Genomic DNA, 15,687 nt, shown 5'->3' on the forward strand with positions numbered 1-15,687 from the left:
GCGGCGAGCGCTCAGGTCGTAGAGTGGCGTCATGTCGGCATCCGGGAACGAGAACGCGCACGCGGCTCTCATCCTCAACCCGGTGAAGGTCGATGTCGTGCGGCTGCGCGCAGCTCTCCTGTCGCTCTCGCGCACGCATGGCTGGGCGCCGCCGAGGTTCTACGAGACGACCATCGAAGACCCCGGTCAGGCCATCACCCGCCTCGCCCTCGACGAGGGAGCGACGGCCGTGCTCGCCGCCGGCGGCGACGGCACCATCCGCGCCGTCGCCGAGACCATGGCCGGCACGGGCACGCCGTTCGCCGTCCTGCCAGGAGGCACGGGCAATCTCTTCGCCCGCAACCTCGGTCTTCCCCTGCTCGACATCGAGAAGGTGATGGAGGCCGTGTTCACCGGCTTCACGTATCCGGTCGACATGGGCTGGGCGCGGCTCAGCCGGCCCGACGGCACCGTCAGCGAGCACGGATTCGTCGTGCTCGCCGGCATGGGCCTGGACGCCGACATGATCGCGAACACGAGACCCGATCTCAAGCGGTCGGTCGGCTGGGTCGCCTATCTCGACGGCGCCGCGCGCTCGCTTCCGGGAGCGAAGCCCTTCCGCGTCGTCTACCAGCTCGACGACGGCAGACTGCACTCGGCGAAGGTGCACAGCATGCTGTTCGCGAACTGCGGCGCCCTGCCCGCCGGCATCGCGCTGCTGCCGGATGCCTCACTCGACGATGGGGCGATGGACATCGCGCTGATCCAGGCGACAGGACCCCTCGGGTGGCTCGGCATCTGGCGGAAGGTCTGGTGGGACAACTCCGTGCTGCGCCGCACGCGGGCGGGCCGTCTCGTGCTCGAGCGGCGCGGCAGGGACGCGTCGATCCGCTACCTGCGCGGAGCCTCGGCGGAGGCGGCGATGATCGGGCCGACGTCGATCGAGCTCGACGGCGACGAGCTGGGTCTCGCCGTGCGCATGGCGTGCCGTGTGCAGCGCGGCGGTCTCACCATCGCCCTGCCCGACGGGCACGACACCTCGCGGTTCTGAGGCCCTGACGTTCAGCCCTCGACGACGATCTCGCGGTCGAGTCCCGCACCGACCAGAGTCAGCTCGAAAGCCTCGCCGTCGTCTGGCTGCGAGAGCATGATCGGCGTGAGCCGCGGTGCCATGTCCATGGTGCAGACTCCGTCGATCTCGGCGAACGTGACGGTCGCCCCCGCATCCGTCTGCTGAACGTCGTTCACGACGGGCACGCACGAGCTGGAGCCCCACGTCAGCAGCACGAGGCCGTCGTCGAACCAGCCTGCCGACGGCTGGAACTCGGTCTGCCCCTGCGGCGCCTCCGCACGCCCGTCCAGATCGACCGTGTCGGTGCGCTCACCGTGAACGACCTCGATCTCGACCTCGGTCGTGACGTCGACGCCATCGGGTACCGGAACCATCAGCGCCCTCGGCGCCAGGTCGTCGGTGCAGGCCTTCTCTGCACTGGCGGCGAACGTCACACGCATGCTCTGACCGGACGCCGCGACATCGACGAGCACCGGCGCGCAGGACGACGATCCCCAGGTCACGAGCGCGAACGAACGTCCGCCGTCGAGCCACGCGGCCTCGACCTCGTCGACGCCGTCGGCGGTCGGCGGTGTCGATGTGCCGCTCGGCGCACCCGAGCTCGTCGGTGCGCTGGCACCTGGCGCCGTTGCGCACGCCGTGGCGAGCAGGGCCACGGCGCCGAGCGTGACGACGGAGGAGAGGGCTCGCATGAGGGTCATACCCCGATAGTGTCACGGGCGGTGCGAGCGTCTCGAACCGGCCGCGCACCGCGGTGCCGAGCGAGCGCCGTCTACTGCAGCGCCGAGGTCAGACGCGCGAGGTTGTCGAGCACGGTCGAGCGCAGCGGCTGCTGCTGCCACTCCTCGAGCGTCAGCTCGCGGCTGAGCGACCGGTACTCGTCTTCGACGACGCGCATCTCGTCGACGAACTCCTCGCCGCGCACGAGCATCGAGACCTCCATGTTGAGACCGAACGAGCGCATGTCCATGTTGCTCGAGCCGATCACCGCCACCTGGTCGTCGATCGTGAGGCTCTTCGTGTGCAGGATGTACGGCTTCGGGTACATCCAGATGCGGATGCCGGCGCGCAGCAGCGCCTCGTAGTAGCTGCGCTGCGCGTGATAGACCATCGCCTGGTCGCCCTGCTCCGACACGAACAGCTCGACCTGCACGCCCCGGTCGACGGCCGAGGTGACGGCCGCGAGCAGCGCCTCATCCGGCACGAAGTACGGGCTGACGATCATGATCCGCTCCTGGGCGGCGTAGAGCAGGCCGAGGAACAGACGCAGGTTGTTCTCGAGCTCGAACCCGGGCCCTGACGGCACGATCTGGCAGTCGAGGTCGCCCGCGCCCGTCTCGATGCGGGTGATGTCGATGCCCTCGGGAACGGTGTCGGTCTCGGCGTAGTAGTCGCTGAGGAAGACGGCGTTCAGGCTCGCGACGACAGGCCCGTCGACGCGCACCATCAGGTCGACCCAGTGCAGCCCCTGCCGGATGTTCTTGGGCAGGTTGTACGACGAGTCGGTGACGTTCTGCGATCCGAGGAACCCCACGGTGCCGTCGATGACGAGGAGCTTGCGGTGGTTGCGCAGGTCGGGGCGCTGGATGCGGCCGCGCAGCGGCTGCACGGGAAGCATGAGGTGCCAGTCGGCGCCCATCTTCTCGAGCCGCCTGATCGTCTCGCGGTACTTCGGCTTCCACCGGTTCGCCCAGTAGTCGAGCAGCACCCGCACCGGCACGCCGCGGGCCGCCGTCTCCTCCATCGCGCGGAAGAAGTTGTCGGTCGAGTCGTCCGCCTGCAGGATGTAGAACTCGACGTGGACGTAGTCCTGAGCTTCCCGCATCGCATCGGCCATCACGTCGAGAGACGTCTGGTAGTCGCTGATCAGGTGGGCCCCGTTGTCGCCCGAGAGCGGCAGCGCTCCCATCGACTGGTTCATCGCGACCAGCGGGGGGAACCACTCCGGAGGGTCGGGGCGCAGCGAGCCGAGGCGCAGGTTGCTGGCCGTCTCGGCGATGTAGTGATTGATCTGCTCCTGCTTGCGCCTGCGTACGCGCGGCAGCTTCGGATTGCCGATGAGCAGGAAGAGCAGGATGCCGAGGACGGGGATGAAGAAGATCGCCAGCAGCCACGCCATCGCCGACGTCGGACGACGGTTGCGGGGCACGACGATGACCGCGAACGCCCGGACGCTGAGATCGATGATGATGTAGCCGACCACGGCCCACCAGGGCCAGGTGTTGACGTCGAGCACAGCGCCTCCCCTCGATGGCCTCGGTTCAGCGTAGCCGGTGGGTCAGACGCGGGGCGGCAGGCCGCGAGCCGCGCGCTCTTCGGCCTCGATCTGGGCGTGCACCTTGCGCTCGGTGCGGTCGAAGCGCAGGATGCCGCGGAGCACGATCACGAAGACCACGCTCACCGCGACGGTCGGCAGAAGTGACCATGCGGCTGCGACCCAGAAGTTCTCCACACCCCCATGCTACCGCCCGCGTCTGTGAGTGCGGCCGATGCGGCGAGCTGTGCGGCTGGTGCGGGCTGATGGCGCGATCGTCCTGCACAGGACGACGATCCCGGAGCCTGTCCACCGTCGCCGGGGAGGACGCTCCTGACGCCGATCGCGAAGTCGCCGCTCTCGACCACACTCCCCTTCATGACCACGATCATCCACGCCGCAGACCCCGCCGAGCTCCTGGGCCTCGTGCCCGCCCTGGCCGGCTTCACACCACGGAACAGCATCGTCATGCTGCCGTTCCACGGCTCGCGCACGCAGGGCGCGATGCGCCTCGACCTGCCCGATCCCGGGGCCCTGCCCGCCGACGTCGCCGCGGTGGCGCTGCGCGCCCTGCTGCAGGTCCCCGACGTCGACGCGGTCGCGATCGTCGTGTACACCGACGAGGCCGCGACTCAGGTGCCCGACGGCGTGCTGCTGCCGCGGCTCGCACTCGTCGATGCGCTCGTCGACGAGTGCGCGAGCACCGGGCTTCGCGTCATCGAGGCGCTGTGCGTCACCGGCGAGGGCTGGGGAGACTACCTCGACGACCGGTCGCGCATGCACCCGCTCGACGCCATCCCGACGGCGCCCGAGGTGCCGGGTATCGGCGACGTCAGCGGCGATCAGCTGGCCGGAGCCGAGCTGCCCTCGAGCGATCTCAGAGAGCGCGAGCGCGCAGGGCGCGCGCTGCGCGATCTCGGCGAGGCCATCGAGCACCACATGCACGGCGGCGTGCGAAGCGCCGACGATCCGATGGCGCTCCTGGCCGCCGAGACCATGCTCGCCGACCTCCCCGGCTTCGCGGAGCACGTGCTCGAGGCCCCGGCCGACGACGACCCGTATGCGTGCGCCGCCCTGCTGTGGTGCCTGTCGCGGCCTCCGCTGCGCGACGCGATCCTCGTGCAGTGGGCCACCGACCTCGACTTCGGCCGCCTCGCATTCGATGCGCAGCTCGCCTTCTCGGCCGCCCGCACGACGATTCCGGATGCCATCGGCGAGGTGTTCCTGGGCCGGGGGCCGAAGCCCGATCTCGATCGCCTCGGCTGTGCGCTGCAGGTCGTTCGCTGGGCAGCGGCGCGTGCGCCCCGGCACGCGAAGGTGGGTGCCCTCACCGCCGCCGGGTGGCTGTCGTGGGCGATGGGTCGCTCATCGCACGCCGACGTCTACGTCGGCGAAGCCCTGCGCATCGAGCCGGGGCACAGCATGGCCTCGCTCATCTCGAGCATCCTGTCTGCGGCCATGCTTCCCGAGTGGGCGCTTCGCGAGCGATGACGCGGCCATCGCCCTCGGCACTGTCAGCGGATGCAGGCGCCGACCGACACGCGGTCGGACGCGTCGGCGACCTGCGCGAGCACCGGCTTCAGCTCGGCGTTCGTCATCGCATACCCCACGTTCTCCGTCGCGGCGTCCTTCGCGAACACCATCCCGGCGACCTGCCCGCGGTCGGTGAGCAGCGGGCCGCCGGAGTTGCCGGGCTCGACCTGTGCGCGAAGCGCGTACACGCTACGCTCCGCGCTGCTGTCGCCGTAGATGTCATCCACCGGAGCGGTCGACGACGAGATGACGCCTGCGGGAACGACACGGAACGGTCCGCCGAACGGGTAGCCCATGACCGCTGCCCCGGCGCCCGCGTCCAGGTCGTCGGAGAGCCCGAGCGGCGCAGCTGCGACATCGGCTGCGAGCACGGCGACGTCGTCGACCGGATCGAAGTACACGACGGTGGCGTCGCGCGCCGGCTCGCCCGGCACCTCGACGATCGGCGAGCCGACGCCGGCCACGACGTGCGCGTTGGTCAGGATGCGGTCGTCGGCGACCACGAATCCGCTGCCGCTGGAGATGACGCCGCATCCGTCGGCGGAGCCCGAGATCTTCACGACGGAACCCGCAGCGCGTTCGAGCTCGGGCGTCGAGAGCTCGATCGGCGCGGCATCTGGTGCGGCATCGAGGTCTCCGGGCTGCAGCAGGCCCTGCAGGCTGGGCAGCCCGGACTCGCCGAACACCAGCGCGTTGAGCCGGGCGGCCGCCTCGGCGACGGGGGCAGGGATGTATCGCTCGATCGAGCGCAGCACGGTCGACGACGCGACCGTCGCCGACAGTCCCGGCACTCCGGCCGACGCGATCGACGACCCCACCATCGTGATCGCCAGCGCAGCTGCCGCCACCGCTGCAACACCGCCCAGAAGACGCTCGACCACGCGAAGCTTGAGCCGGTCGGCGCCCTTGCGCACCAGACGACCGACCGCCGAGCCGATCGTCGCGCCGATCGCGAGCAGCGCGAGCGCGGTGAACACCAGCAGCAGGCCGCGCCACTGGCCGTCCGGCACGGCGCGCGCGACGAGCGGCAGCACCCACGGCGCCGCCAGGGCGCCGAGCACCACGCCGCACACAGAGCCCAGCACCGCGAACAGCCCGGCGCTCACTCCCGTCACCACCGACGCGATGAGCAGCACCGCGATCAGCAGATCGACGAGGTTCGGCGTCATGGCCGGCAGCCGATCACTTGACGAGCGGGAAGAGGATGGTCTCGCGGATGCCGAGACCGGTGATCGCCATCAGCAGGCGGTCGATGCCCATGCCCATGCCACCGCACGGCGGCATGCCGTGCTCGAGCGCACGCAGGAATTCCTCGTCGACGCGCATCGCCTCGAGGTCGCCGCCCGCGGCCAGCTTGGCCTGCTCGACGAAGCGCTCGCGCTGGATGACCGGGTCGACCAGCTCGGAGTACCCGGTGGCCAGCTCGAAGCCGCGCACGTACAGGTCCCACTTCTCGACGACGCCGGGAATCGACCGGTGCTCGCGCACCAGGGGCGACGTGTCGACGGGGAAGTCCATCACGAAGGTCGGGCGCACGAGGTCGACCTTCACGAAGTGCTCCCAGAGCTCTTCGATGAGCTTGCCGTGCGTGGGGTGGGGCGGGATGTCGACGCCGTGCTCCTCTGCGAACGCGATCAGACCCGCCACGTCGTCCTGTGGGGTGAACTCGCGCCCCGCGGCCTGCGAGAGCGAGCCGTACATCGAGATGCGGTCCCATTCGCCGCCCAGGTCGTACTCGGTGCCGTCGGCCCAGGTGACGGTCGTGGAGCCTGCGACGGCGACCGCCGCGTTCTGGATCAGCTCCTGGGTCAGGTCGGCGATGCCGTTGTAGTCGCTGTACGCCTGGTACGCCTCGAGCATCGCGAACTCGGGGCTGTGCGTCGAGTCAGCGCCCTCGTTGCGGAAGTTGCGGTTGATCTCGTACACCCGCTCGATGCCGCCCACCACGGCGCGCTTCAGGTACAGCTCCGGCGCGATGCGCAGGTAGAGCTCGGTGTCGAACGCGTTCGAGTGCGTGATGAACGGACGCGCCGACGCCCCGCCGTGCTGCACCTGCAGCATCGGGGTCTCGACCTCGAGGAACTCGTGAGAGGTGAACGTCGCGCGAAGGCTCGCGTTCACGGCCGCACGGGCGCGCACCGTGGTGCGGGCCTGGTCGCGCACGATCAGATCGAGGAACCGGCTGCGCACCCGTCCCTCTTCGCTCAGCTCGGAGTACGCATTGGGCAGCGGCAGGATCGCCTTCGACGCGATCTGCCAGGCGTCCGCCATGATCGAGAGCTCGCCGCGACGGCTGGAGATGACCTCGCCCTGCACGAAGACGTGGTCGCCGAGGTCGACGAGCGCCTTCCAATCGGCGAGCGACTCCTCGCCGACGTTCGCCAGCGACACCATCGCCTGAATGCGCGAGCCGTCGCCGGCCTGCAGCGTCGCGAAGCAGAGCTTCCCGGTGTTGCGGCTGAACACCACGCGGCCGGCGACACCCGCGACCACGCCGGTCGCGGTGTCGGGCTCGAGCTCGCCGTACTCCGCGCGCAGCGCCGGGATGCTGTGCGTGACCGGCACCGACACCGGGAAGGCGCCGCCACCGGCATCCGCCCGCTTCTCGATCAGCCGCTCTCGCTTCGCGAGGCGAACCGCCTTCTGCTCGAAAACGTCCTCTTCCAGCTCAGCGGATGCGGGGGTCTGCGCGGGCGCGTCAGTCATGGGTGGGGCTCCTTGAAAGTCCCTGCAAGTCTACCGGCGCGCCCCGCGCCCCCAAGCGGCCGGCAAGCGCCCGGGATAGCCTCTCGACATGCGTGCTCAGCGAACCCCTGCCCTGCTCCGCGCCATGAGTGCATTCGCCGCATTCGCGATCATCGTCGCGGTCCTCCTCGTGCTCACGCCCTCGGCCTCGGCAGACGTCGACGACTTCTCGTACTCCTCCTGGTCGGCCGAGTACGACGTCTCGCTCGACGCCGATGGCAGGGCGATCGCGGAGGTGACCGAGACGCTCGTCGCGGAGTTCCCCGATCACGACCAGAACAAGGGCATCATCCGCGGCTACCCGCAGAGATATCTCGGAGCCGGTCTCGACATCGACATCGTCTCGGTCACAGACGAGAACGGCCGCGACGTGCCGTTCGAGGTCGAGACGGAAGACGACATGGTGCTCGTGCTCACCGGCACCGACGACTACGTGCACGGCTCGACGACGTACGTGATCGAGTCGACCATGCGCGACTTCATGCTGCAGGGCACCGAGTCGGGCAACGACGAGTTCTACTGGAACCTGCTACCGCTGAACAGCACGCAGGACATCGGTCGCTTCGACGCCGAGCTCCGCTTCTCTCCCGCTCTCGCGAGCGCCGCCACCGGCGACGCAGCCTGCTACGCCGGCCATCAGGGTCAGCGACTCGCGTGCGACATCGAGCAGTCGAGCGACGGCTCCACCTACAGGGTGCGCTCCGGCGAGCGCGCGGCAGGCGACGGTGTGACGGTGGCGATCGGGTTCACCGCCGGCACGGTCACGCAGCCGGACGCCCGCAGCGCCGATCCCGTGGCCGACTTCGGGCCGGCCGTCGCCGCGGCGCTGTCGCTGCTCACCGCAGCCGGAACGTGGATCGCGGTCGCTCTGCTGCAGCGGCGACGTCGCGTCGCGAGCGGCGTCGTGATCGCGCAGTTCGATGTGCCCGCCGATCTGCCTCCGCTCGTCGCAGCCTCGCTGATCCAGGGCGCGCCCAACCCCGTGCCGGCGCAGATCGTGCACCTGGCGGTGCAGGGCGCGCTGCGCCTGGAAGACGAGGGTGAAGACCGTCCGGCGGTGCGCCTGCTCGATCGGGCGCGCTCCGGGCATCCGCTCGACGGGGCGATGCTCGACGCCCTGTTCCCCGGAGACACGACCACTCGACGCATCCCGCGCACGAGCACGAAGTTCGCCAAGCGCATGCAGGGACTCGTCAGCAAGGGAGCCGCCGAGGCGAAGAGCCGCGGCTGGGTCACCTCCGAACGCAGTCGCGCGGCGGTCGCATTCGGCTGGGCGTCGCTCGGGATGCTCGGCGTGACCCTCGCCCTGCTGATCTGGACGGCCACGAAGGACCGCGAGCTGCTGCCGCTGTCGATCATCGCCTTCGCCCTGGCCGCGGTCGGCGTCGGCATCTCGGCGATCGTGGCCTTCAGCAGGCATACCGTGCTCACCGCAGAAGGCGCCGAGCGGGCCGAGTACCTGCTCGGCGTGCGGGAGTTCATCCGCGTCGCCGAGGCCGACCGACTGCGCATGCTGCAGTCGGTCGAGGGTGCCGAGCGGCGCAGAGACGGCTCGTCCGACGTGGTGCACCTGTACGAGAAGCTGCTGCCGTACGCGATGCTCTTCGGCGAAGAGCGCAGCTGGTCGACCGTGCTCGAGACCGCCTATGCCGACTCGGGCCGACACCCCGACTGGGTCAGCGCCTACGTCGGCGTCTCGCTCGCATCGCGCCTGTCGAGCTACTCCTCCTCGCTGAACACGGCGGCGACCTACACGCCTCCCTCGAGCTCGTCGTCGGGCGGATCGACCGGCGGCGGGTTCTCCGGCGGTGGCGGAGGCGGAGGCTTCTCGGGCGGACGCTGACGTTCACCGGAGTGCGAGACAGGGCCGATCCCGCGGTGCGCCGGGATCAGAGCAGCGGCGGATCCGCCGGGTCGGATGCTGCGCGCAGAGCCTGCTCGACCGTCGACCCGACAAGAGCCGACAGGTAGCCGCCGGGATTCTCGACGCCGATCCCGCGCAGCAGTCCGGTGGCCTGCTGCACGATCGCGCGGGAGAACTCGGATGCCGTCTGGATCGCCTCGGCGTACGCGGCCCGGTCGTCCTCGGCGACGACCACGGGCTCGCAGCCCATCTCGACGGCGAGCGCCTGCGCGATCGGCAGCACCGCCGCCGGCGCGGTGACCGCGGCGAACGCGGCCTGCAGCTGCCGAAGGTCGATGGTCGTGCCGGTGAACGCGATCGCCGGATGCACCGCGAGCGGGATGGCACCGCGAGCGGCCGCAGGGCGCAGCACCTCGATGCCGTAGGCAGGATCGGTGTGCAGCACGAGCTGCCCCATCTGCCAGCCGTCGAGCTCGGCTATGCCGCTGACCAGCCCTGGCAGCTCATCGTGCGGCACCGCGACGATGACGAGCTCGCTGCGCCGCACGACCTCGAGAGCGTCGAGCACGGGGACTCCGGGCAGCACGGCGGCCGCGCGGTCGTCATCCGAACCCGAGGTGATGCCCGTCACCGCATGGCCGGCTCCGGCCAGCGCCGCTCCGATCACAGGCCCCACCCGGCCTGCGCCGATGATGCCGATGCCCAGGCGTCCGTCACGAGTCACCCGACGATGCTACCCGCGCGACGGCTCAGGCCGGCTCCTGCTCCATGGCTGCGTCATCGCGTTCGCGACCGGTGACGTGCCGACGCAGCTGCTCGCCGATCGCGCGCATGGCGTCGAGCACCGGAGCACGCAGATCGATCTCGCTGTCCTTCCAGTTCGCGGCGACCGCATAGGCGACGCTCGCTGCCGGCCCCGTCAGGTGACCGGCGTCGATACGGGCGAACGACGTGCTGCCGGTCTTGTGACGCAGAACCATGCCCTGGTACTCCGCCTCGACGTGCGCGAGCGGATCGAGCAGCAGCGCATCGGCGACCATCGACGTGTCGGCGTCTGCGGCGAGCCAGTCCATCACCATCCCGCTGACCTCGGGCGAGAGCACCTCGCCCGCCCCGAGCCGGCGCAGCACGTCTGCCAGCTCGGCGCCCGTGCCGAACGACGGCGTCCACGGCAGATCGGGGGTGCGCTCCGAGCGGATGTAGTCGTGCAGCGCCGTGTCGCGGTACCCGAGGCCCGGTGCCACCGCGCGAACCCGATCGAGGCCGCACAGCGAGATCAGGGCGTTGGTGGCGAGGTTGTCGCTGAACGCGCCGACGAGCAGCGCGGCGTCGTGAACCGAGAGCGTCTGAGAGCGCATGCGGTAGAGCAGCCCCGAGTCGGCCACACGGTGCTCGTCGGGGATCGCCACGAGGTCATCGGGCGCCAGCGAGCCCTCGGCCAGCCGTCGCGCGACCTCGATCAGCAGGAAGATCTTGCCGATGCTCGCGGTCTCGCACATCACATCCGGTGCGTGCTCGGCGAGAACATCGCCGGACCGGGCGTCGACGATCCGGATCGACCAGGTCACCCGCTCGTCCAGTGCCGGCAGGGCGATCGTCATCATGACTCCTCTCCCACGATCAGCCGGATGCCGTCCTCCGCTGCATCCAGCACGCCGTCGACGTTGAGCGGCACGCTCAGGGCATCCGGATCATGCCCGAAGCCCTGCTCCCACAGCACCGGCACGCCGAGGTCGGCAAGGTACTCGATCATCAGCGCGCGCACGGCGTCGGACTGATCGCAGCGGTGCCACGAGCCGAGGACGATGCCGGATGCTGCCGCGAGACGCCCCGAGCGCAGCAGCGCGAGAAGGAACCCGTCGAGCCGGTAGGCCTCCTCGTCGATGTCCTCGAGGAAGAGGATGCCGTCGGGCACCGCACGAGACTCCGGCGCGCCGAGCGCCCCCGCCAGCAGGCTGAGGTTGCCGCCGGTGAAGCGCCCGCTCGCGCGGCCGGGTGCGATCACCTCGGTCTTCGGCCCCACGATCTCGCGCCCGCCCCACGGCTCGAACAGCCCGCGATGCACGTCGGCGCGAATGGTCTCGGAGTCGCGGAACACGTCATTGGCGGGCATCGGGCAGAACAGCGTCGGCACGTCGAGGTGCACACGGAACGCCTCGTGCAGCGCCGTGATGTCGGACGAGCCGGTCAGCAGCTTCGGCCGGCCATCGCGGCGAAGCGCCGCCGCGCGCATCGCCGACCAGTCGATCCCGTCGAGCAGGCGCATGGCGCCGTAGCCGCCGCGCAGGCACACCACGGCATCGGCATCCGGATCGAGCCACGCGTCGACCAGATCCTGCCGTCGCGTCTCATCGGGACCTGCGAGGTACTTCGCGCGCGGATGCGGGTCGAGCACATGATCGCCCACGACGACGTCCAGACCCCAGTCGCGGTAGTACCCGACCGCGCGCTCCAGGCTCTCGGCGCTGCCGAGGCCCGACGGCGACACCAGCCGCACCCGATCGCCGCGACGCAGCGGCGCGTCGGCCAGATACGCGTGACGGTCGACCACCGGATGCGCGACGACGCTCGTCACGACATGGTCCGCTCGATGGTGGGCGCCGCGGCCAGCAGTCGCCTCGTATAGGTGTGCTGCGGGTCGAGCAGCACCTGCTCGGTCGTGCCGTACTCGACGATCTCGCCCTCGTACATCACCGCCACCGTGTCGGCGATGTTCCAGGCGAGCCCCAGGTCGTGGGTGATCACGAGCGCGCTGAGCCCGAGGCGCTCGCGCAGCGATAGCAGCAGCGAGAGGATCTCGCCGCGCACCGAGGCGTCCAGCGACGCGACGGGCTCGTCGGCCACAAGCATCTGCGGTCCCAGCGCGAGCGCTCCGGCGATCACCGCGCGCTGGCGCTGCCCGCCCGACAGCTCCTGAGGGATGGCGGCCATGAAGCGCTCGGGCGGAGTGAGCTCTGCATCGGCCAGGCTCTGCGCGACGCGCTGCGCCTCGTCGCCCTGGTAGCGCTGCACGCGCAGGCCCTCGGCGACCGACTCGTAGATGCTGAGCTTCGGGTTGAGGGCCGCAGTCGGGTCCTGCAGCACCATCTGCACCTCGCTGCGGAACTCGCGCAGCGCGCGTCCGCCGCGCGGCAGGTCCTGCCCGCGGAAGCGGACGACGGATCCCTCATCCGGATGCTGCAGCCCGACCAGCGTGCGGGCGAGAGTGCTCTTCCCCGAACCCGACTGCCCGACGAGCGCGAGGATCTCGCCGCGCCGCACCTGCAGATCGACGTTCTTCACCGCCCGCAGAGCCTCGCCGCGACCGTGATAGGTCACGTTGAGCCCCCTGGCCTCGAGCAGCACCTCGTCGCTCATCCCCTGCGCCGGATGCGCCGACGACGCGCCGGTGTCGCGGTCGCGTCGGCTGGCGGGGTTCATCCGCGACGACGGGTCGCCGATGGTCGGGAAGGCGTCGGCGAGCTGCTTGGTGTACGGATGCTCTGGTTCGAGGCAGACCTGCAGCGACTCGCCGACCTCGAGCAGCTCGCCGTCGCGCATGACGGCGATGCGATCGCACGCGGTGGCCAGCACCGACAGGTCGTGACTGATCATCAGCATCGAGATGCCCCGCTCGGTGACCAGCGAGCTGATCATCTCGAGGATCTGCTTCTGCACGATCACGTCGAGAGCTGTCGTCGGCTCGTCGGCGATGATGATGTCCGGCTCGCAGGCCAGCGCCATCGCGATCATCACGCGCTGCTTCTGCCCACCCGACATCTCGTGCGGGTACGCGTCGATCTTGCGCGGGGCGAGGTCGACGATGCGCAGCAGCTCGGCCACCCGCGCACGGCGGTCCTTCTCGGTGCGCCAGGCGTCGGTGACGTGCAGCTCGAGGGCCTCGGTGATCTGCTGGCCGACCGTGCGCACGGGGTTCAGCGAGTGCATCGCGCCCTGGAAGATGATCGACGCGTCGGCCCAGCGCAGAGCCCGCAGGGCCCCGAAGTTCAGCTCGGTGACGTCGGTGTCGCCCACCATGACCCGCCCCGTGAGGGTGGCGTTCGCCGGCAGCAGCCGCAGCACGCTCATCGCGAGAGTGGACTTTCCCGAGCCCGACTCGCCTGCCACGCCGAGGGTGCCGCCGGCGGGCAGACGCAGTGAGATGTTCTTCACGGCCGCCACCTCGCCTCGACCGGATCGGCCCGACGTCCGGTACGTGATCGAGACGTCTTCGAAAGTCAGATCGGGCATCGCTCAACGGCTCCTCAGTGTCGGGTTGATGATGTTCTCCACGGCACGGCCGACGAGGGTGAAGGCGAGCACGACGAGCACGATCGCGATGCCGGGCACCAGCACGTACCACCAGTAGCCGCTGGTCGCGGCCGACACGTCCATCGAGTTCTTCAGCACGGCTCCCCACGACTGCGTCGTGGTGTCGCCGAGACCGAGGAACGACAGCGTCGACTCGGCGATGATCGCCGACCCGACCGTCAGTGTCGTGTTGGCGAGCACCAGCGGCAGCACCCCGGGCAGCAGGTGCTTGACGATGATGTGCCAGTGGCCGGCGCCGAGCACCCGCGACCGCTCGATGTAGTCCCTCGATTCGACCGACAGCGTCTGCGAGCGCACGACGCGTGCCGTCCCGGCCCACGAGGTCAGGCCGATCGCGATCACGATGGTCCACACCCCGCGCTGCAGCACCGACGACAGGACGATGGCGAGGATCAGCGAGGGCAGCACGAGGAAGAAGTCGATCAGGCGCATGAGCAGGCCGCCGACCCAGCCCGTGAAGTGCCCGGCGGCGATGCCGACGATCGTTCCGATGATCATCGAGACGGCGGTCGCGGCGAAGCCGACCACGAGCGACACCTGGGCGCCCCACACCATGCGCACCCAGATCTCGCGCCCCTGATGGTCGGTGCCCAGCAGGTGCTCTGGCGAAGGCGGTGCGAAGCGCGGGGAGTCCAGCAGCCTCGTCACATCCAGCATCCAGGCCGGGGCGATCACCGGCGCCAGCGCGGCGATCACGATCACGACCAGCAGGAAGATCAGGCCGATCATGCCCGAACGGCTGCGAGCGAACTCGGCGCAGAATGCACCGAACGCGCCGCGGCGGCGCTCCCAGGCCATGGCGCGCGGTGAGCGCGCGACGGTCAGCTTCTCAGCGCTCATGCGCGCCTCACTCTCGGGTCGAGCCAGCGGTAGATGAAGTCGGCGGCGAGGTTCATCACGATGATGATCGCCGAGAACACCACGAAGGTGCCCTGCAGCAGCGGCAGGTCAGGGCCCTGGATCGCCTCGAAGGTGAGCTTGCCCAGCCCCGGCCACGAGAACACGGTCTCGACCGTGACCGCCCCGGCGATCAGGCCGCCGATGTGCATGAAGACGAGGGTGACCGCGGGCAGCAGGGCGTTCGGCACCGCGTGCCTGCTGCGCACGAGGTCGTCGCGCAGGCCCTTCGCGCGGGCGGTGACGAGGTAGTCGGCGCTCTTCTCCTCCATCACCGAGGCGCGCATCACCATGACGTACTGGGCGTACACGACGGCCACCATCGTGATCACCGGCAGCACCATGTGCGAGACCACGTCGAGGATCTGCCCGATCAGGTCGTCCGGCGGATTGGGCGACACCATGCCGCCGGTCGGGAACCAGCGCAGCGTGCCGCCGAACACCATGAGCAGGATCAGGCCGAGCCAGAAGGTCGGCACCGACCACAGCACGAGGGAGGTGCCGGTGGTGACCTTGTCGAAGAGCGAGCCGTGCATCCATCCGGCCTTCTGCCCCAGCCACAGTCCGAGCGCGATCGCGATGATCGCGACCGTGCCGGTCAGCAGGATCGTGTTCCAGAAGTACTGCCCGATGAGAGACGCCACGGACTCCTTGTAGACGTAGCTCTCGCCGAAGTTCAGAGTGAACACATTGACCAGATACTCGCCGAACTGCTGCCACAGCGGCTTGTCGAGGCCCATCTGCTCGCGCAGCTGCTGGATCTGCTCCGGCGTCATCGGGCGGTCGCGCGCCATGGCCGCGGCGGGATCGCCCGGCAGGATCTTGAACGCGAAGAACCCGAGGATGATCACCATCGCGAGGCTGATCAGCGCTCCGCCGATCTTGGTGAGCGCGTAGGTCAGCGCGGGTACTCCACGCGGTCGCGACTCGCCCTGCTCCTCGATGATGACGGCTTCGGTGGCCGGCATCGCATCCGACATCTCTGTCTCCCTCTTCTGACGTCCCCTGAGACGTCGGCCGGTGTGCGCTGAC

General features: G+C 69.9%; 14 protein-coding genes. 3 read left to right on the forward strand and 11 right to left on the reverse strand.

Annotated elements, in window-relative coordinates:
* The first annotated feature begins 31 nt into the window (after nucleotides 1-31).
* Entirely contained in the window at nucleotides 32-1,030 is a 999-nt protein-coding gene (locus AB0N59_RS01675; protein ID WP_363477823.1) for a diacylglycerol kinase family protein, read from the forward strand.
* Nucleotides 1,031-1,041: 11 nt separating this feature from the next.
* On the opposite strand, the gene AB0N59_RS01680 is transcribed toward AB0N59_RS01675, so the two are convergent.
* The 3 genes from AB0N59_RS01680 to AB0N59_RS01690 form a co-directional block, all read right to left on the reverse strand.
* Complete coding sequence (locus tag AB0N59_RS01680; protein ID WP_363477826.1) at nucleotides 1,042-1,752, reverse strand: hypothetical protein; 711 nt, start codon at nucleotides 1,750-1,752, stop codon at nucleotides 1,042-1,044.
* A 71-nt stretch (nucleotides 1,753-1,823) separates the two neighbouring features.
* Entirely contained in the window at nucleotides 1,824-3,287 is a 1,464-nt protein-coding gene (gene cls, locus AB0N59_RS01685; RefSeq protein ID WP_363477829.1) for a cardiolipin synthase, read from the reverse strand.
* Between the two features lie 42 nt (nucleotides 3,288-3,329).
* Nucleotides 3,330-3,503 (reverse strand): hypothetical protein, encoded by a 174-nt coding sequence (locus tag AB0N59_RS01690; protein WP_204975566.1) that lies wholly within the window; start codon nucleotides 3,501-3,503, stop codon nucleotides 3,330-3,332.
* A 180-nt stretch (nucleotides 3,504-3,683) separates the two neighbouring features.
* Here AB0N59_RS01690 and AB0N59_RS01695 point away from each other — a divergent pair, with 180 nt between their 5' ends.
* On the forward strand, nucleotides 3,684-4,796 hold the full coding sequence (locus tag AB0N59_RS01695) for a DUF4192 family protein (RefSeq protein WP_363477832.1): 1,113 nt from the start codon (nucleotides 3,684-3,686) through the stop codon (nucleotides 4,794-4,796).
* A gap of 23 nt (nucleotides 4,797-4,819) precedes the next feature.
* On the opposite strand, the gene AB0N59_RS01700 is transcribed toward AB0N59_RS01695, so the two are convergent.
* Both AB0N59_RS01700 and lysS read right to left on the reverse strand, forming a co-directional pair.
* Nucleotides 4,820-6,007 carry a MarP family serine protease gene (locus tag AB0N59_RS01700; protein WP_363477835.1) on the reverse strand — a complete coding sequence of 396 codons (1,188 nt, stop codon included), beginning with the start codon at nucleotides 6,005-6,007 and terminating at the stop codon, nucleotides 4,820-4,822.
* A 13-nt stretch (nucleotides 6,008-6,020) separates the two neighbouring features.
* Complete coding sequence (gene lysS, locus AB0N59_RS01705) at nucleotides 6,021-7,544, reverse strand: lysine--tRNA ligase (protein ID WP_363477838.1); 1,524 nt, start codon at nucleotides 7,542-7,544, stop codon at nucleotides 6,021-6,023.
* 88 nt (nucleotides 7,545-7,632) lie between these two features.
* Between lysS and AB0N59_RS01710 the strand changes: the two genes are divergently transcribed.
* On the forward strand, nucleotides 7,633-9,426 hold the full coding sequence (locus AB0N59_RS01710; protein ID WP_363477841.1) for a DUF2207 domain-containing protein: 1,794 nt from the start codon (nucleotides 7,633-7,635) through the stop codon (nucleotides 9,424-9,426).
* A gap of 46 nt (nucleotides 9,427-9,472) precedes the next feature.
* Here the strand turns inward: AB0N59_RS01710 and AB0N59_RS01715 are convergent, their stop codons facing one another.
* Genes AB0N59_RS01715 through AB0N59_RS01740 form a run of 6 tightly spaced genes read right to left on the reverse strand, consistent with a single transcriptional unit; the run spans nucleotide 9,473 to nucleotide 15,635 of the window.
* The gene (locus AB0N59_RS01715) at nucleotides 9,473-10,171 is read right to left on the reverse strand and encodes a DUF2520 domain-containing protein (RefSeq protein WP_363477844.1); all 699 of its coding nucleotides are present in this window, start codon (nucleotides 10,169-10,171) and stop codon (nucleotides 9,473-9,475) included.
* A gap of 25 nt (nucleotides 10,172-10,196) precedes the next feature.
* Nucleotides 10,197-11,051 carry a serine hydrolase gene (locus AB0N59_RS01720; protein WP_363477847.1) on the reverse strand — a complete coding sequence of 285 codons (855 nt, stop codon included), beginning with the start codon at nucleotides 11,049-11,051 and terminating at the stop codon, nucleotides 10,197-10,199.
* Nucleotides 11,048-12,022 carry an LD-carboxypeptidase gene (locus tag AB0N59_RS01725; protein ID WP_363477850.1) on the reverse strand — a complete coding sequence of 325 codons (975 nt, stop codon included), beginning with the start codon at nucleotides 12,020-12,022 and terminating at the stop codon, nucleotides 11,048-11,050. Before AB0N59_RS01725 ends, AB0N59_RS01720 begins: the two co-directional genes overlap by 4 nt.
* Nucleotides 12,019-13,677, reverse strand: coding sequence for an ABC transporter ATP-binding protein (locus AB0N59_RS01730; RefSeq protein ID WP_363477853.1), 1,659 nt, complete (start codon nucleotides 13,675-13,677; stop codon nucleotides 12,019-12,021). Before AB0N59_RS01730 ends, AB0N59_RS01725 begins: the two co-directional genes overlap by 4 nt.
* A 3-nt stretch (nucleotides 13,678-13,680) precedes the next feature.
* The gene (locus AB0N59_RS01735; RefSeq protein WP_363477856.1) at nucleotides 13,681-14,598 is read right to left on the reverse strand and encodes an ABC transporter permease; all 918 of its coding nucleotides are present in this window, start codon (nucleotides 14,596-14,598) and stop codon (nucleotides 13,681-13,683) included.
* The gene (locus AB0N59_RS01740; RefSeq protein ID WP_181417606.1) at nucleotides 14,595-15,635 is read right to left on the reverse strand and encodes an ABC transporter permease; all 1,041 of its coding nucleotides are present in this window, start codon (nucleotides 15,633-15,635) and stop codon (nucleotides 14,595-14,597) included. Before AB0N59_RS01740 ends, AB0N59_RS01735 begins: the two co-directional genes overlap by 4 nt.
* Nucleotides 15,636-15,687: the final 52 nt, after the last annotated feature.

The organism is Microbacterium sp. NPDC089321 (assembly GCF_040684935.1).
Taxonomy (GTDB): domain Bacteria; phylum Actinomycetota; class Actinomycetes; order Actinomycetales; family Microbacteriaceae; genus Microbacterium.

What these genes read in the sequence shown, in the direction of transcription:
- AB0N59_RS01675 (WP_363477823.1), top strand. Translation starts at nt 32, where the DNA reads ATGTCGGCATCCGGGAACGAGAACGCGCACGCGGCTCTCATCCTCAAC.
- AB0N59_RS01680 (WP_363477826.1), bottom strand. Translation starts at nt 1,752, where the DNA reads ATGACCCTCATGCGAGCCCTCTCCTCCGTCGTCACGCTCGGCGCCGTG.
- AB0N59_RS01695 (WP_363477832.1), top strand. Translation starts at nt 3,684, where the DNA reads ATGACCACGATCATCCACGCCGCAGACCCCGCCGAGCTCCTGGGCCTC.
- AB0N59_RS01700 (WP_363477835.1), bottom strand. Translation starts at nt 6,007, where the DNA reads ATGACGCCGAACCTCGTCGATCTGCTGATCGCGGTGCTGCTCATCGCG.
- lysS (WP_363477838.1), bottom strand. Translation starts at nt 7,544, where the DNA reads ATGACTGACGCGCCCGCGCAGACCCCCGCATCCGCTGAGCTGGAAGAG.
- AB0N59_RS01710 (WP_363477841.1), top strand. Translation starts at nt 7,633, where the DNA reads ATGCGTGCTCAGCGAACCCCTGCCCTGCTCCGCGCCATGAGTGCATTC.
- AB0N59_RS01720 (WP_363477847.1), bottom strand. Translation starts at nt 11,051, where the DNA reads ATGATGACGATCGCCCTGCCGGCACTGGACGAGCGGGTGACCTGGTCG.
- AB0N59_RS01730 (WP_363477853.1), bottom strand. Translation starts at nt 13,677, where the DNA reads ATGCCCGATCTGACTTTCGAAGACGTCTCGATCACGTACCGGACGTCG.
- AB0N59_RS01735 (WP_363477856.1), bottom strand. Translation starts at nt 14,598, where the DNA reads ATGAGCGCTGAGAAGCTGACCGTCGCGCGCTCACCGCGCGCCATGGCC.
- AB0N59_RS01740 (WP_181417606.1), bottom strand. Translation starts at nt 15,635, where the DNA reads ATGTCGGATGCGATGCCGGCCACCGAAGCCGTCATCATCGAGGAGCAG.